24 protein-coding genes are annotated in these 26963 nt (G+C 37.9%); 8 read left to right on the forward strand and 16 right to left on the reverse strand.

Annotated elements, in window-relative coordinates:
- Positions 1-165: 165 nt before the first annotated feature.
- The 15 genes from spoVM to QRN68_RS23370 all read right to left on the reverse strand — a co-directional run bounded on the left by spoVM (position 166) and on the right by QRN68_RS23370 (position 14728).
- On the reverse strand, positions 166-267 hold the full coding sequence (gene spoVM / locus QRN68_RS26990) for a stage V sporulation protein SpoVM (RefSeq protein ID WP_139114376.1): 102 nt from the start codon (positions 265-267) through the stop codon (positions 166-168).
- 18 nt (positions 268-285) lie between these two features.
- Positions 286-939, reverse strand: a complete 654-nt coding sequence (locus QRN68_RS23305; protein WP_285399550.1) for a thiamine diphosphokinase — start codon at positions 937-939, stop codon at positions 286-288.
- Complete coding sequence (gene rpe / locus QRN68_RS23310; RefSeq protein WP_285399552.1) at positions 936-1604, reverse strand: ribulose-phosphate 3-epimerase; 669 nt, start codon at positions 1602-1604, stop codon at positions 936-938. Before rpe ends, QRN68_RS23305 begins: the two co-directional genes overlap by 4 nt.
- Before the next feature lie 2 nt (positions 1605-1606).
- Positions 1607-2491, reverse strand: coding sequence for a ribosome small subunit-dependent GTPase A (gene rsgA / locus QRN68_RS23315; protein ID WP_285399554.1), 885 nt, complete (start codon positions 2489-2491; stop codon positions 1607-1609).
- 11 nt (positions 2492-2502) lie between these two features.
- Entirely contained in the window at positions 2503-4479 is a 1977-nt protein-coding gene (gene pknB / locus QRN68_RS23320; protein ID WP_285399556.1) for a Stk1 family PASTA domain-containing Ser/Thr kinase, read from the reverse strand.
- Positions 4480-4481: 2 nt separating this feature from the next.
- Positions 4482-5231 (reverse strand): Stp1/IreP family PP2C-type Ser/Thr phosphatase, encoded by a 750-nt coding sequence (locus QRN68_RS23325; RefSeq protein ID WP_285399557.1) that lies wholly within the window; start codon positions 5229-5231, stop codon positions 4482-4484.
- A 6-nt stretch (positions 5232-5237) separates the two neighbouring features.
- Positions 5238-6380, reverse strand: coding sequence for a dual-specificity RNA methyltransferase RlmN (gene rlmN, locus QRN68_RS23330; RefSeq protein WP_285399559.1), 1143 nt, complete (start codon positions 6378-6380; stop codon positions 5238-5240).
- A complete protein-coding gene (gene rsmB / locus QRN68_RS23335; RefSeq protein ID WP_285399561.1) occupies positions 6380-7741 on the reverse strand; it encodes a 16S rRNA (cytosine(967)-C(5))-methyltransferase RsmB in 1362 nt (453 codons plus the stop codon). The genes rlmN and rsmB overlap by 1 nt, the downstream gene beginning before the upstream one ends.
- Positions 7738-8679 carry a methionyl-tRNA formyltransferase gene (gene fmt / locus QRN68_RS23340; protein ID WP_285399563.1) on the reverse strand — a complete coding sequence of 314 codons (942 nt, stop codon included), beginning with the start codon at positions 8677-8679 and terminating at the stop codon, positions 7738-7740. Before fmt ends, rsmB begins: the two co-directional genes overlap by 4 nt.
- Position 8680: 1 nt before the next feature.
- Entirely contained in the window at positions 8681-9175 is a 495-nt protein-coding gene (gene def, locus QRN68_RS23345) for a peptide deformylase (protein WP_285399565.1), read from the reverse strand.
- A 238-nt stretch (positions 9176-9413) separates the two neighbouring features.
- The gene (priA, locus tag QRN68_RS23350; protein WP_285399566.1) at positions 9414-11828 is read right to left on the reverse strand and encodes a primosomal protein N'; all 2415 of its coding nucleotides are present in this window, start codon (positions 11826-11828) and stop codon (positions 9414-9416) included.
- Positions 11825-12835, reverse strand: a complete 1011-nt coding sequence (coaBC, locus tag QRN68_RS23355; RefSeq protein WP_285399568.1) for a bifunctional phosphopantothenoylcysteine decarboxylase/phosphopantothenate--cysteine ligase CoaBC — start codon at positions 12833-12835, stop codon at positions 11825-11827. The genes priA and coaBC overlap by 4 nt, the downstream gene beginning before the upstream one ends.
- A gap of 124 nt (positions 12836-12959) precedes the next feature.
- Positions 12960-13187, reverse strand: a complete 228-nt coding sequence (rpoZ, locus tag QRN68_RS23360) for a DNA-directed RNA polymerase subunit omega (protein ID WP_285399569.1) — start codon at positions 13185-13187, stop codon at positions 12960-12962.
- 4 nt (positions 13188-13191) lie between these two features.
- Positions 13192-13809, reverse strand: coding sequence for a guanylate kinase (gene gmk, locus QRN68_RS23365; RefSeq protein ID WP_285399571.1), 618 nt, complete (start codon positions 13807-13809; stop codon positions 13192-13194).
- Positions 13810-13852: 43 nt separating this feature from the next.
- Positions 13853-14728: a YicC/YloC family endoribonuclease gene (locus tag QRN68_RS23370; RefSeq protein WP_285399572.1), complete on the reverse strand. Its 876-nt coding sequence runs from the start codon at positions 14726-14728 to the stop codon at positions 13853-13855.
- Positions 14729-15311: 583 nt separating this feature from the next.
- Between QRN68_RS23370 and QRN68_RS23375 the strand changes: the two genes are divergently transcribed.
- The 3 genes from QRN68_RS23375 (at position 15312) to QRN68_RS23385 (ending at position 19200) form a co-directional block, all read left to right on the forward strand.
- Entirely contained in the window at positions 15312-15434 is a 123-nt protein-coding gene (locus tag QRN68_RS23375) for a hypothetical protein (RefSeq protein WP_285399573.1), read from the forward strand.
- Between the two features lie 137 nt (positions 15435-15571).
- Positions 15572-17269, forward strand: coding sequence for an Rqc2 family fibronectin-binding protein (locus QRN68_RS23380; RefSeq protein WP_285399582.1), 1698 nt, complete (start codon positions 15572-15574; stop codon positions 17267-17269).
- Positions 17270-17514: 245 nt separating this feature from the next.
- Complete coding sequence (locus QRN68_RS23385) at positions 17515-19200, forward strand: methyl-accepting chemotaxis protein (protein ID WP_285399574.1); 1686 nt, start codon at positions 17515-17517, stop codon at positions 19198-19200.
- Positions 19201-19425: 225 nt separating this feature from the next.
- On the opposite strand, the gene QRN68_RS23390 is transcribed toward QRN68_RS23385, so the two are convergent.
- Entirely contained in the window at positions 19426-19587 is a 162-nt protein-coding gene (locus QRN68_RS23390) for a hypothetical protein (protein ID WP_285399575.1), read from the reverse strand.
- Between the two features lie 945 nt (positions 19588-20532).
- On the opposite strand from QRN68_RS23390, the gene QRN68_RS23395 reads away from it, so the two are divergent.
- From QRN68_RS23395 to QRN68_RS23415, 5 genes are all read left to right on the forward strand, one after another.
- The gene (locus QRN68_RS23395) at positions 20533-22182 is read left to right on the forward strand and encodes a peptide ABC transporter substrate-binding protein (RefSeq protein WP_285399577.1); all 1650 of its coding nucleotides are present in this window, start codon (positions 20533-20535) and stop codon (positions 22180-22182) included.
- Between the two features lie 131 nt (positions 22183-22313).
- The gene (locus QRN68_RS23400; RefSeq protein ID WP_285399578.1) at positions 22314-23243 is read left to right on the forward strand and encodes an ABC transporter permease; all 930 of its coding nucleotides are present in this window, start codon (positions 22314-22316) and stop codon (positions 23241-23243) included.
- Complete coding sequence (locus tag QRN68_RS23405; RefSeq protein WP_285399579.1) at positions 23243-24163, forward strand: ABC transporter permease; 921 nt, start codon at positions 23243-23245, stop codon at positions 24161-24163. Before QRN68_RS23400 ends, QRN68_RS23405 begins: the two co-directional genes overlap by 1 nt.
- 14 nt (positions 24164-24177) lie before the next feature.
- Complete coding sequence (locus QRN68_RS23410; protein ID WP_285399580.1) at positions 24178-25233, forward strand: ABC transporter ATP-binding protein; 1056 nt, start codon at positions 24178-24180, stop codon at positions 25231-25233.
- Positions 25226-26152 carry an ABC transporter ATP-binding protein gene (locus QRN68_RS23415; RefSeq protein ID WP_285399581.1) on the forward strand — a complete coding sequence of 309 codons (927 nt, stop codon included), beginning with the start codon at positions 25226-25228 and terminating at the stop codon, positions 26150-26152. The genes QRN68_RS23410 and QRN68_RS23415 overlap by 8 nt, the downstream gene beginning before the upstream one ends.
- Positions 26153-26963: the final 811 nt, after the last annotated feature.

Consider the following 26963-nt stretch of genomic DNA (forward strand, 5'->3'; position numbering starts at 1 on the left):
GCAACAACAAATGTTTTCTGTAGCGAAAGCGAAGCGTCAGCTACAAAGCGCCCAGCCAGAACGGAAATCAACCTCTCGTTTTGCCTAAGAACGATATTTTTTGCATGCCACATTTAATTTCATGGACACATTTATTTCTCAAAAACAGTAAAAATCCGACTAGTGTTAGTCGGATTTTTTTACTTTCTTTTCTTTTTTAAAAAGATTGATACATGTGCGCGTAATACTACTCACAAATTTCGGTAGCTGGAATGTATATACTTTCAGGACTCTCTCCCCCTCACGCTAATCTATGCTTCTTATCATTAAACATATGCCTTGCGTGAAAGATATAGACCCTGAATTACCTATTATTTCATTACTTGTAAAGCGGGATGTCCCTAAAGAAATTTCTTCATTTGTTGTTTCATATTTTACTTGCCTTAATGTCACATCTTTAATTGGCTCTTCATGTGCAAAAAAAGACAAATAACGATATTGCTCGTCTGCTTCAATGTTGTGTTTGCCTGGCATTAAAAATTGCAACATATTTGCGTGATTAATAATCTTCAATACTACTTGTGGATGCTCTTTTTGGAAGCGATACATCGAACGGACTGCTGCCTCATAATGATCTAAGCGCCCACCTGTAACACCTGTAAGTACAATTTCTAGCGGTGTATAGGTCAAGGCTTTTAATATCGCTAGGTCCGTATCTGTTTCATCTTTTTCTTCCTGAAATCGTTGTCTATCATTTGTATGTGCCATCACCAGTTCGTATTCCTCTTGCGAAAGTGAGTCAAAATCTCCTACGATGGCATGTGGTGTGATTCCTTGCTCGATTAAATAAAGTGCTCCTCGGTCAGCTCCGATAAATAACACATCACTTTTCTCTTTAAATGGACTAAACGAACAGAGTTCCTCTTTTGGTCCACCAGCACAAACAACGACTACTGTCATCCTTTAATCGCTGCCTCACCAGCAGCTAAAATTTCCTGAAGTGCCGCTGTACGATCTTCTTTACTATAAATAGCTGAACCAGCTACAAAAATGGTTGCTCCTGCTTGTGCACATGGAATAATAGTCTCTGCATTAATACCACCGTCGATTTCTATAGCAATATCAAGATTACGTTCTTTAATAATTGCTGCTAATGCTTCAATTTTTGGTATTACAGAATGAATGAATTTTTGCCCACCAAAGCCTGGATTCACAGTCATGAACAACACCATATCAATATCCTCTAAAATATGTTGAATTGATTCTATTGGTGTATGTGGATTTAATACAACACCAGGTTTGACTCCGTACGAACGAATTAATTGAATTGTACGGTGTAAATGACGGCAAGCCTCTACATGCACTGTAATATAGTCTGCCCCTGCTTTTGCAAATTGTTCAATATATTGATCAGGATTTTCAATCATTAAATGAACATCCAATGGTAAATCAGTTAAAGGACGAATGGCGTCTAATACGATCGATCCAAATGAAATATTCGGCACAAAATGACCATCCATAACATCAATATGAATAAGCTGTGCACCCGCTTTTTCTACTTCCTTTACTTCTTCTCCTAAATTAGCAAAGTTGGCTGCTAAAATTGATGGTGCTATTTGTATCATCATTAATACCTCGGCTTTCGATCCATAATTTCTTGCATAAATTGTTCATAGTGCTTATAGCGGTAGTCACGAAGTTCTCCAGCTTCTACCGCTGCCTTTACCGCACATTTCGGTTCCTTTAAGTGTAAACAGCCTCTGAATTTACAATCATCTGCAATTCGGGCCATTTCCGGGAAGCATGCACCTAACTCTTCTTTTTCTATTTCATCAAAATCAAATGAACTAAATCCTGGTGTATCTGCTAATAAACCATCGCATACTTCGATTAATTCGACGTGGCGAGTCGTATGTTTTCCGCGCCCTAAGCTTTGTGAAATAACTCCTGTTTTTAAATTTAAATCTGGAATTAATGTATTAAGTAATGTGGATTTTCCCACTCCAGATTGTCCTGCTAAAACAGATGTTTTCCCTTTTAATATGGGTTGCAAGCGTGCAACTAATTCTTCCTCACCCTTATAGGTTTGTAGCACAGTATACCCCATGTCTTCATAATCTTCTATATAGCTTTGTAATTCCTCACGTTCATGATCCCCTAGCAAATCCATCTTTGTTAAACAAATAATTGGATGAACATGAAATGACTCTAAAACAACTAAGAAACGATCCAGTAAAATTGTATTAAAATTAGGTTCTTTTACAGAAAACACTAGAATACCTTGATCAATATTGGCAATCGGAGGGCGTACTAATTCATTTTGGCGATCAATAATTTTTTGAATAGTGCCGTCCGATCCCTCTATTTCCAGTGTGTATTCTACAATGTCGCCAACGAGTGGGGATTCTCCGCGATTGCGAAATACCCCACGCCCTCGACATTGTATAAGCTGTTGTCCATCATATACATAATAATAACCGCTTAGTGCTTTACGAATTTGGCCTTGCGCCATCCAATTCCCCCTTATTTGATATCATCGTAGTTGATTGTTTTTTCATCTATAATTTCTGAATCACGAATAATTTTATAGGCCGCATCCTGACCATCTCCAATAACAAGCTGTATTTGGTGCTCTTGATCAGCCGTAATAGTAAATGTTTCAACTGTTGTTAACATTTTATGGTTTTTATCTTGAATATCAATTCGAATAGTTTGCTCTAAACCTTCCTCTTTTGGTTTATATTCAATCGATACAGTTTTCACCCAAGTTTTATCAGGCTTTGCTTCAGGTCCTTTACTTAAAATAACAGCGATTGTGGAGCCCGCTTCAACCTGCGTTCCTGCTTTTGTCAATTGTGATTTAACACTTCCTGCTGGTATTGTATCATCATATTCTTCACGAACAACACGCCATTTTAAGCCTTTTCCACTTACATACTCATCCATTTGAGCCTTCGTGTAATTCACCACTTTATCTACTGTAACCATTTTTACACCTGCGCTTACCTTAAATTTCATCGATGTATCTTTAGCGATTACTTCTTCTGGTGGTAGCGGCTCTTGTTCAATAATTGTTCCTTCTGGCTCTTTCGAATGCACATAACTAATTTGAGGCTCTAAAAATTTACCCTTTAACATTGATTCAACTTGGCTAATTTGTTGTCCTCTATAATCTTCCACTTTCGTCTTTTCTACCCCAAGACTAACAACTAAGTCTACTTCTGTACCTTTTACACGCTCCGTACCCTGAGAAGGATCTGTTTCAATAACTTTATCCTTTTCTATGTCCTCTGAGTTTCGCTCCAGCTTTTCTCCAATAACAAAGCCTTCTGCCTCTAATTTCTTAGTAGCTTCATCGATAGTTAAATTAGCTACATCAGGTACAGATATCTTTTTCGGACTAAATACACCTGTTGCAAATATAAAGAACAGGAGAGTAGCAATGGCTACTATTACTAACCCAGCTACATATATTGGCCATTTTTTCTTTTTCTTTTCAGGTGCTGTCTTTTCAACAGGCTTCTTCACTTCGGGTTTCGGCTTTGATTGAGTGATTGGTTCGATTGCTCTTGTCTTCGTTAAATCTTCGTCTTTACGCACAGTTGGCTCTTTTATAATCGGAATAGCCTTTGTCACATCATTATCTACCGGTATGGCAAACTTCGGTTCATTAATACGTTTTGGCGATAAAACTGTCTCTAAATCACCTTGCATTTCTTCTACAGTTGAGTAACGATGAGAAGCATCTTTTGCTGTAGCTTTTAGCACAACGTTTTCCAAGCTTTGTGGAATTGTAGCATCGAAGGCACGAACTGACGGTGTTTCAGATTGTAAATGTTTAAGCGCGATAGAAACAGCTGACTCGCCTGAAAATGGCAATTCCCCTGTTAATAATTCATATAAAACAATCCCAAGTGCATAAATATCAGATTTGTTTGTCGCTGTACCACCACGAGCCTGCTCTGGTGACAAATAATGCACAGTTCCAAGCACAGAGTTTGTTTGTGTAAATGACGTTGCACTAAGCGTCATCGCGATGCCAAAATCAGTTATTTTCACATTGCCATCAGCATCCATTAAAATATTTTGAGGTTTAATGTCACGATGAATAATATGATTTTCATGAGCATCGGCAATTGCAGATGTTAGCTGTTTCATAATATGCACACTTCTGGCAGGAGAAATTGGTGCAAATTCCTGTATGTACTGCTTTAATGTTTTTCCTTTGACATACTCCATTACAATATAATGCAGATCACCATCTTCACCTACATCATAAACACTAACAATATTTGGATGTGTAAGACTTGTAGCAGAAAGTGCCTCACGTTGAAAACGCCGATGTAATTCATCCTCATTGGTAAAATCATAGCGTAATATTTTAATCGCTACATCTCGGTTTAATATCATGTCGTGCGCCAAATAAACATTGGACATACCACCGCCACCAATGAGCTCTTTAACTTTATAGCGGTCACTAATTCGTTTACCTACAAACATACTTACACCTCCTCATCTTGCCTTGTGAGTAGCACGAGGGAGATATTGTCTTCCCCCCCGCTTGCATTTGCTAATTCCACAAGTTTCCGTCCTTTTTCTTCTATCGAATCTGGATACGTAATAATTGATGCCATTTCATACACTGTTAGTTTATTACTTAAACCGTCAGAGCAAATGAGTAAATACGATTCTGATGCTAAATCAACCTCATAAAAGTCAGGTTCAATCGTTTCTTCTGTACCAACAGCTTTTAAGATGAAATTTTTCTTCGGATGTGTCAACGCTTCCTCTTCACTTATTTCACCATTTTCAACGAGAACATTTACATATGAGTGATCTCTTGTTATTTGTTGTGCACCATCATCAAAGAAATAATACACACGACTATCGCCAACATGTGAGATAAAACAATGATTATCTTCAATTAACACTGCAATAAATGTCGTGCCCATTCCTTTACAGTCTTCATGTGATAAAGAATAGTCATATATATTTTTATTTAATTGCTTAACTGCTTGTAATAACCACTCTTTTTTTGATGTTGTTGATGCAAAATGATGTGCCTCTGCCTGTAAAAAAACGGATTCTATCTGTTTCATCGCCATATCACTCGCTACATCGCCAGCATTATGACCTCCCATGCCGTCCGCTACAAGTGCTAGTGCAAGCCCGTCTGGACGCTTAAAAAATGCCGCACGGTCTTCATTAATTGCTCGTTTTAACCCAATATCACTTTCGACTGTGTATTTCAACACTGGTCACCTCGTTTCTTCAGATCTCTCTTGCGCACGTAATTGACCACACGCAGCTGCAATATCAGAACCTTGCTCTCGGCGGATCGTTACGTTAATACCATTCTTCTTTAATGTTTTTTCAAAGGCAAAAATTTGGCTACGAGATGTACGAACATAATCACGTTCTGGTACATAGTTTACAGGAATTAAGTTCACGTGGCATTTAATTCCTTTTATTAATGCAGATAATTCTTCTGCAATTTCGACTGAATCATTTTCACCAGACATTAAACCATACTCAAAAGTAACACGTCGGCCAGTTTTTTTAGTGTAGTATTGGACGGCTTCCATTAATTCATCTAACTTGTAAGCACGTGCAATTGGCATTAGTTTTTGACGAGCCTCTTGGTTTGGTGCGTGTAGCGATACTGCAAAGTTAATTTGTAGCTGTTCATCAGCAAATTGATAAATTTTCGGAACAATCCCTGATGTTGACACAGTGATGTGACGAGCCCCAATATTTAATCCTTTTTCATGGTTGATGACCTTTAAGAAGTTCATCATCGCATCATAATTATCGAAAGGTTCGCCAATACCCATAATAACGATATGTGACACACGTTCGCCCACTTCATCTAAAGTCTGCTGTACTTTGACAACTTGCTCCACGATTTCCCCTGCTAATAAGTGACGTTTTAATCCACCTAAAGTTGATGCACAGAACGTACAGCCAATTCGGCAGCCTACTTGTGTCGTCACACAAATAGAGTTCCCATATTCATGACGCATTAATACTGTTTCAATTGAATAGCCATCCTGTAATTGGAATAAAAACTTGATCGTACCATCTTTTGATTCTTGTTTAATAATTGTTGACAATGTCGTCAATGCAAAACTTGCTTCAAGCTTTTCACGTAATCCCTTTGAAAGGTTAGACATTTCTTCGAATGTTTTTACACGTTTATTATAAAGCCAATCAAAAATTTGTGCTGCACGGAACGGTTTTTCACCATTTTCCTTTAACCATTCTTCTAACTGGTTCGGCTGTAATGAATATACCGATTCTTTTAAATTTGGTTTTTCTTTTTTCGCGCGTTGAACAGGCTTGTCTTCCGCTTCCTCGACTAAATCGTTAATGCGCTCATTAAATTTCTCATGATCCACCATTAGTTGGATTCTCCTTTTTTACGAAAGGCTGCAACGAAGAAACCGTCACTGCCAAAGTCTTGTGGAAAGACTTGAAGCATGCCATTTGCTTGCTTTTCCGCTAATTTTGTTGGTAAAGATTCTAGTTGTATTGCTTCCATTTCTGGATGCGTTGTTAAAAAGGCTTCTACAGTGCCTTCATTTTCCTTTATATCGACTGTACATGTACTGTACACAAGTTTGCCATCTATTTTCAATACTTTTGTTGCCGCATCTAGAAGCGCCAATTGTATTTTTTGGAGGTTTTCTAAATCTTCCTCACGTTTTGTATATTTAATATCTGGCTTGCGGCGCATGACACCTAAACCACTACAAGGTGCATCGACTAAAATTGCGTCGAATGATTCTGATTGTAGAAAATCAGGTGCTTTACGTCCGTCAATCGGAGCAGTCTCTACTATATCAATCCCTAGACGATCCGTATTATGGTCGATTAAATCTAATTTATGAGGGTGAAGGTCGGTCGCTAAAATCGAACCTTCATTTTTCATAATCTCAGCTATATGTGTTGTCTTTCCGCCTGGAGCTGCACACATATCTAAGACACGCATGCCAGGAGATGGATTCAATACATTTGCTGGAATCATCGAGCTTTCATCTTGAATGGTAATTAGCCCTTCTTGGAATGCCTTAGTACGAGCAGGCTGACCATTTGTGACATGTAAACATTCCGGCATCATATCGCTTTGTTTAGCTGTTAAGCCTTCCGCTTCTATGCTAGCAATTGCTTGATCAACGCTCACTTTAGTCGTATTGACGCGTACAGTCTGCACTGGAGGCACATTATTTTCATGTAACATTGCACTCGCTACTTCAATTCCATAGTTATCGACAAAGCGTTGCACTAACCACTCTGGATGACTCGTTTCAATGACAAGACGCTCAATCGGATCTTTAATTTCATCAGTAGAAGCTACACCCTGACGTAAAATAGAGCGTAAAATACCGTTGACCATTGAAGCTATACCTTGGTGACCTCGACGCTTAGCAATTTCCACAGCTTCATTCACTGCTGCATGAGGTGGTATACGCGTTAAATAATGCATTTGATATAAAGATAAACGTAAAAGCCAGCGCACCCAATGATCCACTGAACCACGAATAAACGGCTCTAAATAGTAGTCAAGAGTCATTTTATACTGTAGAGTGCCGTACGTGATTTCTGTTAAAAGGGCACGATCCTTCGCTTCGATTTTATGTCGCTTGATCGTTTCGTTTAAAAGCAAATTACTATAAGCTTGATTTTTATCCACTGCTAACAGAATAGAAAGTGCAGCATTACGCACATTTCCATCCCAAATTACTACGCTTTTTTTACTCATTTAAATTGGTCCCCGATCTGTAATTTAGAACCTGTACCACGCAAATATTCCTCTGCTGTCATGCGTTTTTTACCAGCTGGTTGTACATCATACATGGCAAGTGTTGTTCCATTTCCTGCTGCAACTTCAAAATGATCCTTTGAAATCCCAACGACCGTACCAGGAATAGTATCATGCTTTGCGTTGCCAACTTTCGCCCACCAAATTTTAAAGTTCCCATCTTCAAATGTTGTATAGGCAACTGGCCATGGGTGAAGACCACGTACTTGATTGTATAAAGTTATAGCATCCTTTGCCCAATCGATACGTTCTTGTTCCCGTGAAATATTGCTTGCAAAAGTTACTTGTGCTTCATCCTGCACTGTACGGTTATTTGTTCCATTTATAATAGAAGGAAGTGTTTCTTTTAATAATTCGCAGCCTACAACACTCAGCTTATCAAATAGTCCACCTGTATGATCTTCCTCTTCAATTGGGATAGCCTTTTGAGATATGATTTCACCGGCATCTAGCTTTTGCTCCATATACATGATCGTTACACCAGTCTCTTTTTCACCATCAATTATTGCTTGGTGAATAGGTGCTCCACCACGATACTTCGGTAAAAGTGACGCATGGACGTTAATGCAACCAAGCGGTGGTGCATCCAGCAATTCCTTCGGCAAAATTTGTCCAAAAGCTGCTGTTACAATTAGGTCAGGCTGTAAATTAATTATTTGCTGTAATTCCTCAGAACCACGTAGTTTTTCAGGCTGAATAACGTGTAAACCTAATTCCATAGCCGCTGCCTTTACAGGTGGCGGTGTTAGTACACGTTTACGCCCAACTGGACGATCCGGTTGTGTAACTACAGCTTTAATATCATAGCCTTCATGGTGTAGCATACGCAAAATTGGCGCGGAGAAATCAGGTGTTCCCATAAAAATTATTGAAGTCATTTTATTCCTCCTCTTCAGCGTACATTGCTTCAAGTTCTTCTTCGGTTACAATGCGTTTAATTTTTGAATTAAATAGTACGCCATCTAAATGATCGATTTCATGTAAAATTGCTCGCGCATCAAAGCCTCCCGCTTCTAACTCATATACACGTCCTTCACGGTCACATGCTTCAATTTTTACATATTCAGGGCGTTCAACCTCACCGTATAGTCCTGGAAAGCTTAAGCAACCTTCAATATCTACTTCTGCTCCATCCGTTACAATAACAGTCGGATTAATCATTTCTAAAACATCTCGTTCTTCGCCAAGCTCGACAATTGCCACACGTAATCCTACATTTATTTGAGGTGCTGCAATACCAACGCCATCGTATTCAACCATTGTGTCATATAAATCATCTAATAAAGTAATAATTTCTTCATTAATTTCTGTTACTTCCGCACACGGCGTTGATAGTACCTTTGCTGGATGTTCAACAACTTTTTTAATTGCCATCTTATGTTCCTCTTCTCTACTATTTAAGGCTTATTACCTTGTCTAATTATAACGCCACATCAGCTCTTTATAGGCTCATCACCAAAACTCGGAGTTGGTTGATTTCCGTTACGGCTGAGGGCTTTGCCGCTGTCGCTTTGCTTTCGCGCAGATAGTCGCCCAGCAGGAACGAAGATCAACTTATTCGCATGGCATACGTTTTAGCAAAATGTCATGTCCAATCGGGTGATGAACCCTTTTATATAGTTGACGGATCTAAATCTACTGTCATTAATATACCTTGTTTAATCCATTCCCCTCGATACATCGCTAGAAGGCGCTGTAATACAGGAATTAGGTTTGGTTCAATTTTATATTTTATCAAACATTGATAACGATATCTATTTTGGAGACGACTAATACTTGCCGTTGTTGGACCGATAATAGCAACCTGATTTGATAAGTTTCCCCTTAGCCAATCTGCCGCACGTCCAGCATACTCTGCCGCCATCATGACATCTTCATGAGATATTTGAACAAGTGCTACAAAATAATACGGCGGATAGCTTGAGCGACGGCGTAAAAACATTTCACGTTCGTAAAATGGCTCGTAATCTTGTATTTTTGCCAATTCAATTGCATAATGCTCTGGCGTATACGATTGAATAATAACCTCACCAGGTTTATCATGACGTCCAGCCCTACCACTAACTTGCGTTAATAACTGAAATGTACGCTCAGCCGCACGGTAATCGGGTAAATGCAGCGATGTATCAGCACTAAGTACACCAACAAGCGTAATATTAGGAAAATCAAGACCTTTCGCAATCATTTGCGTACCTAGCAAAATATCTGCCTGCCCTTCCCCAAATGCCTGCAAAATTTCTTCATGTGCACCTTTATGCTTTGTAGTATCAACATCCATCCGGAGAACCCTTCCCTCAGGAAATAGCTTATAAATTTCTTCCTCGACTTTTTGCGTTCCTGTACCAAAATAGCGGATATGCTCACTCTGGCATTGTGGACATATTTGTGGAACACGCTCATCATAGCCACAATAATGACATTTTAATTTCTCTGTCGTTCGATGATACGTTAACGAGATGTCGCAGTTTGGACATTGCACAACCGTCCCACAATCACGACAAAGCACGAAAGAAGAATAGCCACGACGATTTAAAAACAGCACCATCTGTTCTTTTTTCTCAAGCCTTACACGTATAGCATCAACAAGCTGCTCAGAAAACATTGAACGATTACCTTTTTGAAGTTCCTCTCGCATATCCGCAATAAAAACAGTTGGTAACGCCTGATGCATAGCACGTTGCTTTAATGATAGCAAACTATATACGCCCTTCTTTGCTCGCGCAAAAGATTCAAGTGCAGGCGTTGCACTACCTAATATGACTGGGCATTTATAAAATTCGCTACGCCAAATTGCTACATCTCTAGCATGATAACGCGGTGAATCTTCTTGCTTATATGTTGATTCATGCTCTTCATCTAAAATGATAAGACCTATATTTGTAAAAGGTGCGAAAATAGCGGAACGAGCTCCCACAACAACGCTTACCTTTCCTTGCTGAATTTTACGCCATTCATCATACTTTTCACCGACAGATAAGCCACTATGCATAACAGCAACCATCTCACCAAAACGACTGCGAAAACGCTCTGTCATTTGTGGTGTTAATGATATTTCAGGCACTAGCATAATAGCTTCCTTGCCTTCATCTAACACCTTTTGTATCGCTTGCAAATAAACTTCCGTTTTACCACTTCCCGTGACGCCGTGTAGTAAAAAAGTTTTCGCAGTCTGTTCTTCTATTGATGTAATAATATCCTTTAATGCAACGTGCTGCTCATCCGTCAATTGTAAAGATTGAGTGCGGGAAACCTCCTTCGTAAAGGGATCACGATACACCTCTTCCTGTATAAAGTGAGCGGCCCCTTTGTCAATAACTGACTGTAGTACTGCTGGAGATGCACCTGTTTCTTCATAGATTTTCTGTGGCAACAGGACTTCTCCAAGGTGTGCACTCATCCATTCAATCAGCTGGCGCTGTTTAGCTGCTCTCGCTGCATCTACCATCGCCTTGTCGATATCTTGCTGATTATCTGAAATTTTGACCATACGAATTTCTTTCACATTCCCTTGCTGCTTCACAACGTTTTCAATTTTTACAATTTTATCAGTAATAAGCTGCTTTAATAAAGGAAGTAATTCAGCACGCTCGAATTCTTTGAAATTAACCTGTTGTCGCTTACCGAAAATAGCCTTAGCCTCTTCCGGCAAAGCCTCTTTATCCTCTTGCAGCATAATGATTTTTTCATACTTCGCTCGAAGTGCTGATGGGAGCATAACCTGTAAGGCATCGATTTCATAACAAATCGTTTCGTTTTTTAGCCACTTTGCCATTAACAGCATTTCCTCAGTTAACACAGGCTCTATATCTAAAATTTGTGCAATAGATTTTAATTTATCAGCTGGTACATCTGTTTCATTTTTTAATCCAACCACAAAACCTAAAACATTTCTTGGTCCAAACGGTACTTTGACACGACAGCCCATTTCGATAATATTTACCCATTCTGTAGGTACTTCATAATCAAACGGACGATCTACATGGTAAGTTGAAACATCCACTATAACCTCTGCAATCAAAAAACTCATTGCGCCTCACCTTGTAAAACATATGTCCAAAATGCGTGCGCAAACTGCGTGGCATCTGTCGTATCCCACAATTGACCATTTACTTCTGCCGTGTCACTAAAATCAATCCACATGTCAGACATGATTGTTAACATGGACTCACCAATAACCTTTTGTCCAAAGGTTATTGCTGTCATTCCTTCTAAGGATAGTATCGGCGCCCCTTCAATTGTAGGCGTATTTGCAGCATGGATAAAAAATGCAGATGGATATTGTTGTTGATAATCCTCTAGTTGTTCAAAAAGCTTATGCACATTTGCTTCTTTTTCATCTATGAGGATGACAGTTGCCCCAAGTAGTTTTGCCTCTTCGGCTATTGCCTGACCAATTCTACCATTTGCCTGTGTACTAATCACATGCTGCTCATCCAATGGTATATAATACGCTCCAGCTGTGACAACTACCGTTTTACCAGCTAACGGCTTGGCCTTCTCTGAAAAATACTCTTGCACAATCGCTGTTATTTTTTCTGGCTCTTCTAAACGACCTTTCCCAACATAGCCACATGCCAAAAACCCTTCCGATGGCTCAATAAATTGATAACCATCAGATTGTAACTGAGCCAAATTTCGTTTTACCGCTGGATGGTCATACATATGTACATTCATCGCTGGTGCAAGCCATACAGGGGCAGTTGTTGCAAGCAGAGTCGTCGTTACCATATCATCCGCAATTCCATTTGCCAGTTTCCCTATGACATTTGCGGTAGCTGGTGCAACTAAAATTAAATCTGCCCAATCCGCCAAATCAATATGAGCAATAACACTCGAATCTTTTTCATCAAAAGTATCGAAAAAAACATCATTTTTGGACATAACTTGAAAGCTCAGCGGATTAACAAACTGTCTTGCTGATGCTGTCATGATAACCTTTACATTTGCCCCTGCCTGAGATAGCTTGCTCACTAGAGCGACAGCCTTATAAACCGCTATACCACCTGAAACACAAAGTAAAATATTTTTATTCATGCACAATCGTCCTTTCAAATGATAAGCTCCCAAAGGAAAATTCCCCGGGAGCTCTCGGCATGCTGTATATTCAAAAATCCACTGCAGACGTTAACATTTTCGCAAAAGCTTATTTACATCAATGTTAGATTTCGTCTTCGTATACAGTTGACTCATCCTGTGATACTTTCGTAAGTACACCTGCCGCTACTTCTTCAAGTGCTCTTCCTACGTATTTATGGGAAACGTACTTGTGTAAGCGTTCTGTGTCTTGTTCCTCTTGCATTTGACGAGCACGTTTAGATGCTAGACTTACTAAAGAGTATTTTGAATCGATTTCTTTTTTTAAAGTATCTACTGATGGGTATAACATAGGTTTATTCTCCTCTCAACATTGACAAATATCTTTTTTCAACACGTTCTCTACGACAATGCTCGGCTTTAATAATCGCATTTATACGATCACAAGCATTTGTCACTTCATCATTTTCTACTACATAATCATAAAGGCTCATCATTTCAAGCTCTTCACTTGCAGTTGCAATACGTTTTGCAATAACGTCTGCTGTTTCCGTCCCTCGACCAACTAAACGATCTTTTAATTCCGTTAAACTTGGTGGGGCTAAGAAAATAAATAATGCATCTGGTGCCTTTTCGCGGATTTGAGCAGCACCCTGCACTTCGATTTCTAAAAACACATCACGTCCTGCATCCAGTGTTTCATTTACGTAGGCTAACGGTGTTCCGTAATAATTCCCTACAAACTCAGCATGCTCCAATAAGCCACCCTGTTCAATTAACGCTTCAAATTCTTCACGTGTCTTGAAAAAATAGTCTACACCATCTACTTCACCTTCGCGAGGATTTCGTGTTGTCATCGAGATGGAATACTCATAATTCGTATTCGGCTGAGAAAATAATTCTTTTCGCACTGTCCCTTTACCTACACCAGATGGGCCAGACAGAACAATTAATAATCCACGTTCTTTTATCATTTATTCTCTATATCTCCCTTAATTTATAACAGATACAAACAAGTTATTCGATATTTTGAACTTGCTCACGCATCTTTTCTAATATTGTTTTCGCTTGAACTACCGCAATGGCCGCCTCTGTTGATTGATTTTTTGAACCAATCGTATTGATCTCGCGATGTATTTCCTGCATTAAAAAGTCTAATTTACGGCCAACCGAAATCGTTTCTTGTAACGTTTCTGTCAGTTGATGAAAGTGACTATCTAATCGGTCCAATTCTTCGGTGATGTCCACACGTTCTGCAAATATCGCTACTTCTGCAAGTAAGCGATCTTCTAACAATGCTCCATCCGCCACTTCAGTAATTCGTTCTAATAATCGTGTACGATATTTTTCAACAGCAAGAGACGAGAATGAACGAATCTTGTTCACTTGTTCCATTAACTGTTCTTTATATTGTACAACAACATCTTGTAATTCTTGCCCTTCACGCTCACGCATTTGAATCAGCTGCTCAATTGCTTGCGTAATAGCCTGTTCAACAGCCGAAAGTAAATCTTCAGGTGTAAGCTGTGGCTTTTCCTGTACAAGTGCTTGTTCAAGTGATAGTAGCTCTTGCATCGTCCATTTTTCTTCTAGTGGTACTTTACTTGCTAATTGCTCTTTTGCCTTACGATACGCTTCAATTAATGACCAATTAATTTCAATAGATTGCTCGACGTTATCTAAGTCTTTAACATAAACCATCACATCAACTTTGCCACGAGACAAAGCTTGTGAAATTAATTTCTTTGCAAAAATTTCTGCTTCAAGCCATTCTTTCGGAAATTTTGCGTTAATTTCTAAAAAACGATGGTTGACCGAGCGCATTTCTACGGTTAATTGAAAGTCTTTTGTTGTTGTGACACCTCTGCCAAAACCAGTCATACTACGCACCAAGGTTCGTCACACCTTTCTTTGCATACTGGGATTATTATAACATAAGCTCTGTCGTTTATGACGGAAAAAATAGATCAATTTCGCCTTGGCGTAATTGCGTCCGGATTTTGAATTGTGCCCGCACAATTCATTCCTTTCAAAATCCGTGACATCCGCCGGTGGCCTCTATCTTCATTCAGTGGGTGGGGTTGGACACCCACTGAATGAAGATAGAGCAAAAGCTAATTCTACCACAATTGAAGCTATATTTTAATATTCACCTAAAAAATGCTATGATAAACATAAGAAAATCTCATCACCAAAAGAAAGAGATGACATTTGATCAATTATGCCTCGTCATAATTTTACGTATGTCACGCATATAAGTTGATTGGAGTGGAAGCTGGACTACTCCTCGGGGATCAGTAATAGAGGAACGCGGGTGAAGCGGCTCATCGTACGCCCCCATGAAAGCGCCTAACCAGAACGGAAATCAACCACACGTTGTGGTATTGTGCTATAAAAGTGATTTCTAATAAATTGATCCATCATCGACATTTAGGAATGACATTTTGCTAAAACGTATGTCATGAATATAAGTTGATTGGAGCGAAGGCTGGGCGACTCCTCGGGGATTAGCGTCACAGATGAGACCCTGGAGCGAGCAGCGCGAGTGAAGCGGCTCATCGGACGCCCCCAGGAAGCTTTGCTCTGTGCGAAAGCGTAGTTCTAACGTAGCGGCAGCAACAAAGCGCCCAGCCGGAACGGAAATCAACCACACACTCTGGTGGAAAAGCTTGCACTATTAAAATATAAAATACGAAAGTACCAAGGATGCTTATATCGTTGGAAAGAGGAATTCATATGGCATTTGATGGCTTATTTACTTATTCAATGACAGCCGACCTACAACAATTAGTAACAGGTCGGATCACTAAAATACATCAACCAAACGCTCAGGAGGTTGTTCTACATATTCGTGCGAACGGAAGCAATCATAAATTACTTTTTTCGATTCATCCTTCTTACGCACGTGTCCATCTTACTGAGCAATCTATTGAGAATCCAGCAGAACCCCCTATGTTTTGTATGCTGTTACGAAAGCATATAGAGGGTGGTTTTATTTCTTCTATTAAACAGCACGATTTTGATCGCATTATAATAGTAGAAATTGAAAGTAAAAATGAAATCGGCGACCCTATTGTAAGGGAGTTACATGCTGAAATTATGGGCCGTCACAGTAACCTGTTGTTAATTGACAAGGAGCAGGGGAAAATAGTCGACAGCTTAAAGCATTTGCCGCCTTCTGTGAATAGTTTTCGAACAGTGTTACCTGGTCAACCTTATATCGCGCCACCTGCCCAAAATAAATGGCACCCTTTAGCAGTGACGGACGAACAGCTTACTAGTTTTTTCTCTGAACAAAAAACTGCTAAGGAAATTGTTGCGCAATTTGTAGGCTTCTCACCCATTCATGCAGAAGAATTATTGTTCCGTTTAACAGATGCAGATGATCAAATAGATTGCTTTAAAAACTTTATCGCTTCCTTTAATAATGGTGGAACTGAGCCAATGTATGTAATCGCTAATAATAAAACTTACTTCTCCCCAATCGCTCTAACACATTTACAAGGAGATGTAACGATTTATCCAAATGTACATGAACTACTTGACCGCGTATTTTTCGCACGAGCTGAGCGAGATCGTGTCAAACAGCAGGCAGGTGATTTAGAGCGATGGCTACAAAATGAAATTGATAAGCTTACATTAAAAACTAAAAAGTTGAATAAAGACTACGAACGTGCATCTAAACTTGATCAGTTCCAATTATACGGGGAATTATTGATGGCGAATATTTACGCATTCGAAAAAGGTGTAAAGGAAGTAACTGTCGTTAACTACTATAGTGAGACTGGAGAAGAAAAAATCACTATTCCAGTGAGTGAACGTAAAACACCGATTGAAAATGCTCAAAGCTATTACACAAAATATACAAAGGCAAAAAATGCCCTTATTATGGTTCAAGAACAGCTAGAAAAAACGAAGGAAGAAATAGCATATTTTGAAATGCTTGCTCAGCAAGTTCAACAAGCGGCACCAGGAGATATTGAAGAAATTCGTGAAGAATTAGCAGAGCAAGGTTATTTAAAATTACGTCATGCAAGAAAAAAGAAAAAGCAAGTGAAGCCTGAGCCTGAACGTTATGTCTCTTCTACAGGTGTAGCCATCTCTGTTGGGAAAAATAACAAGCAAAATGACATGCTTACATTTAAAATAGCTAAACGTACAGATATTTGGCTACATACGAAGGATATACCAGGCTCTCATGTTGTCATTCATACGAGCGAACCAGACGAAACAACATTAAGAGAAGCCGCTACACTTGCTGCCTATTTTTCAAAAGCGCGAGAATCTTCCTCTGTCCCAGTCGATTACACAGAAATTCGTCAGGTAAAAAAACCAAATGGCGCTAAACCTGGTTTTGTTATTTACTTTGAACAAAAGACTTTATACATCGATCCAGATGAAACGGTCATTTTACAGTTAAAAAAACAGTCTTAAAGGTTGGAATACGATATGAAATATATCGTATTCCTTTTTTTATAAAAAAAATATGTAATCTGTACTATGTAACTATTAAATTCATCTTTCTCTTAACTGATTTTTATAGCTATTGTTCCTTATTATATAAAACACTTTACAAACTCATGAATATTCTGAACTGTTTATTCTAACTGTTATTGACTTCCACCTTTCTAGATGGCTAAATTTAAAATATAAATAGCATTTAGAAAGGGTGTATCTCTATGTCTGTAGGCAAAAAATTAAGTTTTGGTTTTTTCACCATCATCCTCGCCTTAATTATTTCATTGTCGATTTTGTTTGTTCAGTTTTCAAACATTGAAATCAAGGTAGAAAATGCATTAGACGATCGTGTTGCTCTAGTAGAGTTAGCTGATAACATTCAATTTGAACTAGCAATGCAGGGTCTTTTCATTCGCGCAATAATTATTGAAGATACAGCAGCTAACAAAGACAACTTTGCAAAATATACAAAAATGCTAGATGATCATGTTGTAGAAATGCTAAAAAAATCCGATTCTCCTGAGATGGAGACATATGCGAAAGATTTAAATACATATAATGATGCGTTTGACAAAGCTGCCGAGGAAGCCATTACACTTTATAATGCTGGTAAATTAGAGGAAGCTTTACAAAAAGTTAATGGTGAAGTCCAACAAGCCAACAAAGGATTGTTAGCGGAATCAGAGAAAATTTCAAGTTACCAAAAAAAACAACTTGATGTTGTTACGAAAGAATCTAAACAAGCCGTAACAAATTCACAAATAATTTCAATCATCGCTATCATCATCGGCGTAATTATTGGAATATGCCTGATGCTTTATGTACAGCGCACAATATCACGTCCTTTAAAATCCGTAGTTATTGCGGCCAATAATATTGCAAATGGCGAATTACATCATCAAGATATCTCCCATCAATCTAAAGATGAGCTTGGTCAGCTTTCTACAGCCTTTAATACAATGAAAAGTAACTTACGAAGTTTATTAACAAATATACAAGATAATGCTGAACATTTATCAGCTTCTGCCGAAGAGCTATCCGCCTCTACCGAAGAGATTTCTGCTTCTGCAGATGAGGTAACTGTACGTATTAATGAGACGGCCGATGCGGCATCTACTGCAACAATTGCTGCCAATGAGAGCGCACATGCAATGGATGAAACAGCAGTAGGTGTACAACGTATAGCAGAAGCAACTCAACAACTTCATCAAAGCGCAGTGACAACAAGTGAGTTAGCGAGTAATGGTAACGATACAGTTGATGAAGCTCAACAACAAATGAACGTCATTTATGACTCTACACAAATGATTAACAATCTCGTTCAAAAATTGAGTAAACAATCAGAAGAAATAGGCACGATTACTACAGTAATTACAGCAATCTCAGATCAAACGAATTTATTAGCTCTAAACGCTGCAATTGAGGCTGCACGTGCAGGTGAACATGGTAAAGGCTTCGCTGTCGTAGCCGACGAAGTACGCAAGCTAGCAGAAGAATCAAAGCAATCAGCCAATCAAATCGTTACCTTAACACAAGAAATCCAAGAAGATACCCAAAATGTAGAAAAAGCTGTCGAAGACGGGCTACAATCTGTCACAGACGGTGTGAAAATTATTGAGGATGCTGGCAACTCTTTCGAAGCAATCGTAAAAGCGATCAATACGATGACCGATCAAATAGAAGATATTTCGGCTACTTCTGAAGAAATCTCTGCAAGTGCTGAACAAGTAGCAGCCTCTGTCGCAGAAATTGCTCATGGCGCTTCCACTAGTGCAGCCAATACACAGATCATTGACGAAGCTAGCAAGGAACAAGCAGCAACAATTCAACAAGTAAACCGAGTTGCTACAGATTTAAGCGAAAAATCATTAGACTTACAAAAACAAATTAATCAATTTAAGCTTTAAACCTGCAAGCAGTGCATTTCTTAATCGAAGTGCACTGCTTTATTGCTTTATATTCTTGAAAAATTAACATGACAAAGAAATTAAGATGTCCTATTTAATAAAGTATTGCCATATGATGTTAGTGTTGGGGTGATGAGTGCAATTCATGACATTTTATCAGCGGTTTTCTTGATGTTATCAGCGATTATCGGCATTTTATCAGCGGTTTCTCGATATTATCAGCGATTATCGATATTTTATCAGCGATTGGCATTTTGAAACATCCAGCCGCTTCGCATTCGCAAGATAAAACACTTGTTGCTGTCGCTTCGTTAGCACTACGCTTTCGCACAGAAAAACACTTGTTGCTGTCGTTTCGTTAGCACTACGCTTTCGTGCAGAAAACATGTGCTATGGAAATCACCCCCTCTTTTTGCGAAGAGCCTAGGGTGGCTTCTCATTCACCCACCTACAACTACTTTACTGTTTATTTTTAGGAAGCCTACCATTTAGGAATCATACTATGGTAAAATCGACCATATAAAGAAGTTAAGTGTATTTTCTACTCATTAAGTTCTACTTACATGATTTTTTAGTAATTATATGTAGAGGCATTCCTTTTAAGAGAGACAAATGGATTTTCCCATAAAACAACAACATAAAAGCACTTAAAAGCATATATATTTTTCCATTTACATATTCCAAGTTCTGCATGCATATATTTGATAGACTATACTATTTTTTTATACATAGTTGTATATGCAAGTAATGTGTAAATTATTTCAAAAAAACATATTTAACGAATATTCATTTCAATTATTACTTAAAAAATGTTCATTTTTTCATCATTTACTCTTCTTCTTCTTTTTTCTCTTTTATGCTAAATAATCTTAAATAAATACAAATCAAGATTCTTATATATCATTAATAGCTAAAAATATTCATTCTTTGCGATTAGAAATTACAAAAAAATGCCTGAACTAGAATTGAAATTACTCAGTTTTACAATGATTTTCTACATTTCCATATAAATCTCTTCAAGCACCTCTCCCGTGACTTTTGAATCATTTTTCGAATAACAATAGCATTATCGGAAGAATATGAATTTTCGGTATAATAAATCTTTTTTTAATTTTTGTTTTATTTTTGATATTCAAAACAAATAAATATCAAATTTTTATCATCAAATTACTTTAATCCATTAATGTGATGAATCGAAAAAAATTATTATTCTATTAGATGTCAGATAATACTATATAAATTTGAATCTTTTTTATTTTGTGCAAATGATTTTTTTGGTATATTAAATAAGAGCTTCACAAAAGGCTTAAAAATTGTATAAGGGGGATTCACATGAATAAAAACAAAAAGTTTTTATTATTAACAGTCCTTGCAGTCTTTTCATTAGTACTAGCTGCATGTGGCTTCGGCGGTGATAAGTCTGATAATTCCTCATCTTCAGACGGCAACAAAGATTCTGGTTCAAAAACTAAAGAGCTTAACTTAGCAATTGCTTCAGAACCACCATCTTTACACCCAGGACTTGCAGAAGATACTACATCTAGTGCAATCTTAGTTAACGTTTTTGAGGGTCTAACTGTTTCAGACGCTGATGGTAAGCCTACTCCAGGTATGGCTGAGAAATGGGATATAAGTGAAGATAAAAAGACTTATACGTTCCATTTACGTGATGCAAAATGGTCAAATGGTGATCCAGTTGTAGCAGGTGACTTCGAATATGCTTGGAAATGGGCGTTAAATCCAGAAAACCTTTCTGCGTATGCTTCTATTTTCTACCCAATTAAAGGGGCTCAAGCTTACAACGAAAAAGGCGGTTCTGCTGATGGCGTTGGTATCAAAGCTGAAGATGACAAAACTTTAGTCGTAACTTTAGAAAACCCAACTCCATATTTCCTAGAATTAACAGGATTTAAAACTTATTTACCAATTAACCAAAAAGTGACTGAAGCTAATAAAGATTGGTATGCAGACGCTGGTGAAAATTACGTAACAAATGGTCCTTATAAATTAAGCGATTGGAAACATAGCGATTCTATCGTTCTTACAAAGAATGAAGATTATTGGGATGCATCAAATGTTGATGTTAATACTGTAAATGTTGCTATGATTGAAAAAGAATCAGTTGTTGCTACTAACTTTAAATCTGGCTCGCTTGACTATATCGGTAAACCATTCCAAACAATAGATCTTAATGTAATTGATGAATTCAAAAAAGATGGTTCTTTAAAAATCAAGGATGAAGCAAGTATTTATTGGTATAAGTTCAATACAAAAGACAAAATTATGTCTAATGCAAATATCCGTAAAGCGCTTACTTTAGCAATCGATCGTCAAACGTTAATTGACAACGTAACTAAAGGTGAACAAAAACCGGCTACAGGTATGGTTCCAGTAGCAATTCCTGGATTTGAAGAAGACCGTGGTTACTTCAAAGATAACGATGTTGATGGAGCGAAAGCGGCTCTTGAAGCAGGGATGAAAGAACTTGGTATTAAAGACCCTAAAGATATTAAAGTTAACATTTCATATAACACTTCTGAAGGGCATGCAGCAATCGCTCAATACATTCAAGAAGAGTGGAGCAAAAAACTTGGTATTTCTTCTCAGTTAGATAACTCAGAATGGCAAGTTTATATAGAAAAATTAAAAACTGGTGACTATCAAATTGGTCGTATGGGCTGGGTAGCTGACTATCTAGATCCATATACATTCCTTGAAATGTTCGATACGGCTAAAAACGGTAACAACCAAACAGGCTGGGAAAATGCTCAATACAAAGATTTATTGACAAAAGCAGTTGCTGAGGTAGACGAAGCTAAACGTATTGATTATTTAAAACAAGCAGAAAAAATTGCTATGACAGAATTCCCAGTTGCACCTATTTACTACTACACTAACCTGTCAGTAGTTAAAGAAGGTATTGAAAACTTAGATCCAAATCCAACTGGTGATATTCACCTTAAATACGTAAAGATGAAATAACTCGTTAAAAATTACCTTTTAAGCTCTAAGCGGAGAGCTGCCTCGTAGCCACTACGGTGCGAGTCAGCTCTTTTTAAAATACGAAAGCACTTATTTGTCAGATAATTGACAAGTAGAAGGAGGAGTTTTATGTGATTAAATATATTTTGAAAAGGCTGATGTATATACTTCTCGCGCTTTTCGTCATCGTATCGGCTACGTTTTTCCTATTGCGTCTTGCTCCTGGTAACCCATTTGCATCTGAACGTAATTTCCCTCCTCAAATAGAGGAAAAGTTAAACGAAACGTATGGATTAAATAACCCTTGGTATATTCAGTACAAAGATTATTTAATCGATGCGGCCACTTTTAATTTCGGTGAATCTATGAAATATAAAGCGCGTTCTACGAATGATATGATTGCAGAAGGCTTCCCTGTTTCTTTAACTTTAGGAATTGAAGCTATGCTCTTAGCAATTGGATTTGGTGTATTAATCGGTGTAATTGCTGCGCTTTATCATAATAGGTGGCCAGATTATTTGGCAACGACCTTTGCGGTGCTTGGTATTTCTGTACCATCATTTATTTTAGCTGGGCTTATGCAGTATTTCCTAGCATATAAGCTTGAGTTATTCCCAATTAGTGGATGGAAGGGCTTCAGTTATAGTATATTACCAGCCTTAGCTATTGCATTTTCGCATATGGGCTTTATAGCAAAACTGACACGTTCAAGTATGCTTGAACAAAATAATAGTGATTATGTAAAAATGGCTCGCGCAAAAGGTTTAGGCAAATGGACAATCGTTTTCCGCCATACTTTACGTAATGCCCTTTTACCAGTTGTTACTTATTTAGGTCCATTAACTGCTGGTGTCGTTACAGGTAGCTTCATTGTAGAGCAAATATTTGCGATTCCTGGCTTAGGTAAACACTTTGTACAAAGTATTACGAACCGTGACTATACAGTTGTTATGGGAACGACTGTGTTCTTCTCTATCATTCTTTTATTTGCGGTACTCATCGTAGATATTTTATATAGTGTTATCGATCCGCGAATTAAGCTGAAAGGAGCGAAAAAGTAATGACTCAGCAACAAATCGAAAAAGATAAATTTAAAATTGTTGGCGGAAATCATGAAGCAACTGAAAAATTAGCTGATAAATCTGTCTCCTTCTGGAAGGAAGTATTTATTCGTTTTTCCCAAAATAAAATGGCGATTTTCGGTTTAATTGCTTTATTTATTATTATTTTAATGGCTACATTTGTGCCTATGTTTTCACAATACAAATATAGTGACCAATTAGGTGTTTTTAATGCCCCACCATCATCAGAATTTTGGTTTGGTACAGATGATTTAGGTCGAGATATTTTCGTTCGAGTATGGGCTGGTGCTCGTATTTCTTTATTCATCGGGATTGCTGCTGCAGTTATTGACTTAATTATTGGTGTGTTATGGGGAAGTATTTCTGGTTTAGCAGGAGGTCGTGTTGATAATATCATGATGCGTATTGCCGATGTTTTAACAGCTATTCCTTACCTATTGGTTGTAATTGTACTTTTAGTAGTATTAGAACAAGGTATTGTACCAATGATTATTGCACTATCCATTACAGGTTGGATTAATATGGCTCGTATCGTACGTGGGGAAGTATTAGCTATTAAAAACCAAGAGTATGTTTTAGCTGCACGTACTTTAGGTGCTAGCACATGGCATTTAATTCTAAAACATTTAGTGCCAAATGCCCTTGGTGCGATTTTAGTAACAATGACATTAACTGTGCCATCTGCTATTTTCACAGAGTCTTTCCTTAGTTATCTAGGGCTTGGGGTTCCTGCTCCAAATGCATCGTGGGGAACAATGGCTTCTGAAGGTAATGCCGCAATTACAAATGCTCCTTGGCGTTTAATATTCCCTGCATTGTTCATTTCACTAACAATCTTTGCATTTAACGCAGTTGGTGACGGCTTACGTGATGCATTAGATCCAAAACTACGTAAATAAGGAGGTGGCCGAAAATGAGTAAAACTATTTTAGAAGTAAAAGATTTAAGAATAAACTTTAAAACTTATGCAGGGCTTGTTCACGCTGTACGTGGTGTAAACTTTGATCTAAAAGAAGGTGAAACACTCGCAATCGTTGGTGAATCTGGTTCTGGTAAAAGTGTTACGAGTAACGCATTAATGAAACTAATTCCACAGCCACCTGGTATTTATGCGGCAGGACAGATTTTATTTAACGGTCGTGATTTAGTGCCGTTAAGCGATAAAGCAATGTCAAAAGTACGTGGAAATGAAATTGCAATGATTTTCCAAGATCCAATGACAAGTTTAAACCCGACTATGAAGGTCGGACGTCAAATAACTGAAGTTATTTTACAACATAAAAAAGTTTCTAAAGCTGATGCTAAAAAACGTGCAATCGAACTATTAACTCAGGTAGGTATCCCCTTCCCTGAAAAACGCTTTAACCAATACCCGCATGAATTTTCAGGCGGTATGCGTCAACGTGTTGTTATTGCCATTGCCCTTGCAGCTGATCCAAAGCTTCTAATTGCCGATGAGCCAACAACAGCATTAGACGTTACAATTCAAGCTCAAATTTTAGAGCTAATGAAAGAAATCCAAAAAAATTCGAAAACATCTATCATTTTCATTACTCACGATTTAGGTGTTGTTGCTAACGTTGCTGACCGAGTGGCAGTTATGTATGCAGGCCAAATCGTCGAATATGGTACTGTTAATGATATTTTCTATAATCCTAAGCATCCATATACATGGGGTCTACTCGGTTCAATGCCAGACTTAGATAATGATACTGATGAGCTATTACGCACGATTCCTGGTTCACCACCGGATCTTATCAACCCTCCAAAGGGCGATGCGTTTGCTGCTCGTAATGAATTCGCAATGGCTATTGACTATGAGCAAGAACCTCCAATGTTCCAAGTAAGTGAAACACACTTTGCTAAAACTTGGTTGTTACATCCTGATGCGCCAAAAATTCCGCTTCCAGATGCAGTTGCTAAACGTATTGAAGGATATTTAGCAAAGGAGGCACAACAAAATGACTAAATCGGGTGCAAAAAAAATTCTTGAAATCAAAAATTTAAAGCAGCATTTCGGTTCACCAAGTAACCCTATTAAAGCTGTCGACGGTATTAGCTTCGATGTATACGAAGGTGAAACACTCGGTCTTGTAGGTGAATCGGGTTGTGGTAAGTCAACAACTGGTCGTTCCATTATTCGCCTGTATGACATTACAGATGGTGAAATTATTTTCGACGGCGAAAACGTTCATGGGAAAAAATCTAAAAGTGAATTAAAGAAATTTAATAGTCAAATGCAAATGATTTTCCAAGATCCATACGCTTCATTAAACCCTCGTATGACAGCAGGTGAAATCATTGGTGAAGCCTTTAGTATTCATGGTCTTTACAAGGATAAAAAAGAACGTCGAGAGAAAATCAATCAACTACTAGAAGCTGTTGGCTTAAATAAAGAGCACGCAAACCGTTATGCACACGAATTCTCTGGTGGTCAACGTCAACGTATTGGGATTGCTCGTGCACTAAGCTTAGATCCTAAGTTTATTATCGCCGATGAGCCTATTTCTGCACTTGACGTATCGATTCAAGCACAAGTTGTTAACTTATTAAAACAGCTACAAAAAGAACGTGGCTTAACATATCTTTTCATTGCCCATGACTTATCAATGGTTAAGTACATCAGTGACCGTATTGCTGTTATGTACCGTGGTAAAATTATGGAAATCGGTAAAGCAGATGATATTTACAATCACCCTGCTCATCCGTACACAAAATCATTATTATCGGCAATTCCACTTCCTGATCCAATGTCAGAAAAACGCCGTCAACGTATTCCGTACAAGCATACAGAGGTTGACGATAGCGCAACATACCATGAAGTAGGCGATCAGCATTACGTTTATGGTACTGCAGATCTTGTGAAAACTTGGGTTGCTAATCGATAATTCTCATAACTCTCATTAACAGTTTAAACGCTGTTGATGGGAGTTTTTTATTTCTTCAATGCTCTAAAGCTTACTTACAATAGTAGAAAGCTATAAAACCATTAACATACTAAATATCTTGGGCATATTATTTCTAAATTTATTATGAGTCAGTTCCTTTTGTTCTTTTTACGCCTCATCAATACAAATGTTCAGAAATATCATATTTTACAGATATTTCAATAAAATCTATTTCTATTTCACCATTAATATACTATAATGTAAGTATTAAATATAAAGGAGAGATTGAATATGAAAAAAAGTATTAAACTGATCATTTCTACTTTATGTCTTACGGTATTTTTAATTAGTGTCAGCACAGTACCAGCTGCTGCATATCCAGGTCCATGTCATAGTCCAAAGCCATGTGAGATACGTCCATAAAAGTTGCTAATCGGTAATAAAAGAATTCTCATTAACAGTATAAACGCTGTTGATGGGAGTTTTTTATTGCGTTTTGTCTTACTGCATTTTTAGTAGGTCCTAGCGTAGTAGATGTTTCTGCCGTTAGTGCACATCCTCCAGCATTTGGTTTTAAGCCTTGCAAAGACGACCTTATCTAAAAAGTAATTCAGACAACAACCTACATACAATTAGGCTGTTATTTTGTATTATGATTAATTTCATCTTTTAATAATTTTCATTGATTTATCAGCACTAGCGTCGCATTAAAATAATTCAATGCATTCACAAAAACTGAATTTTCTGTAACATGGTCTATGCATAAAAAAATCCTTTATAATGGTTGGGCGGTAGTAAACCATCCAAATCC

The organism is Lysinibacillus sp. fls2-241-R2A-57, from assembly GCF_030209535.1.
Lineage (GTDB): Bacteria > Bacillota > Bacilli > Bacillales_A > Planococcaceae > Lysinibacillus.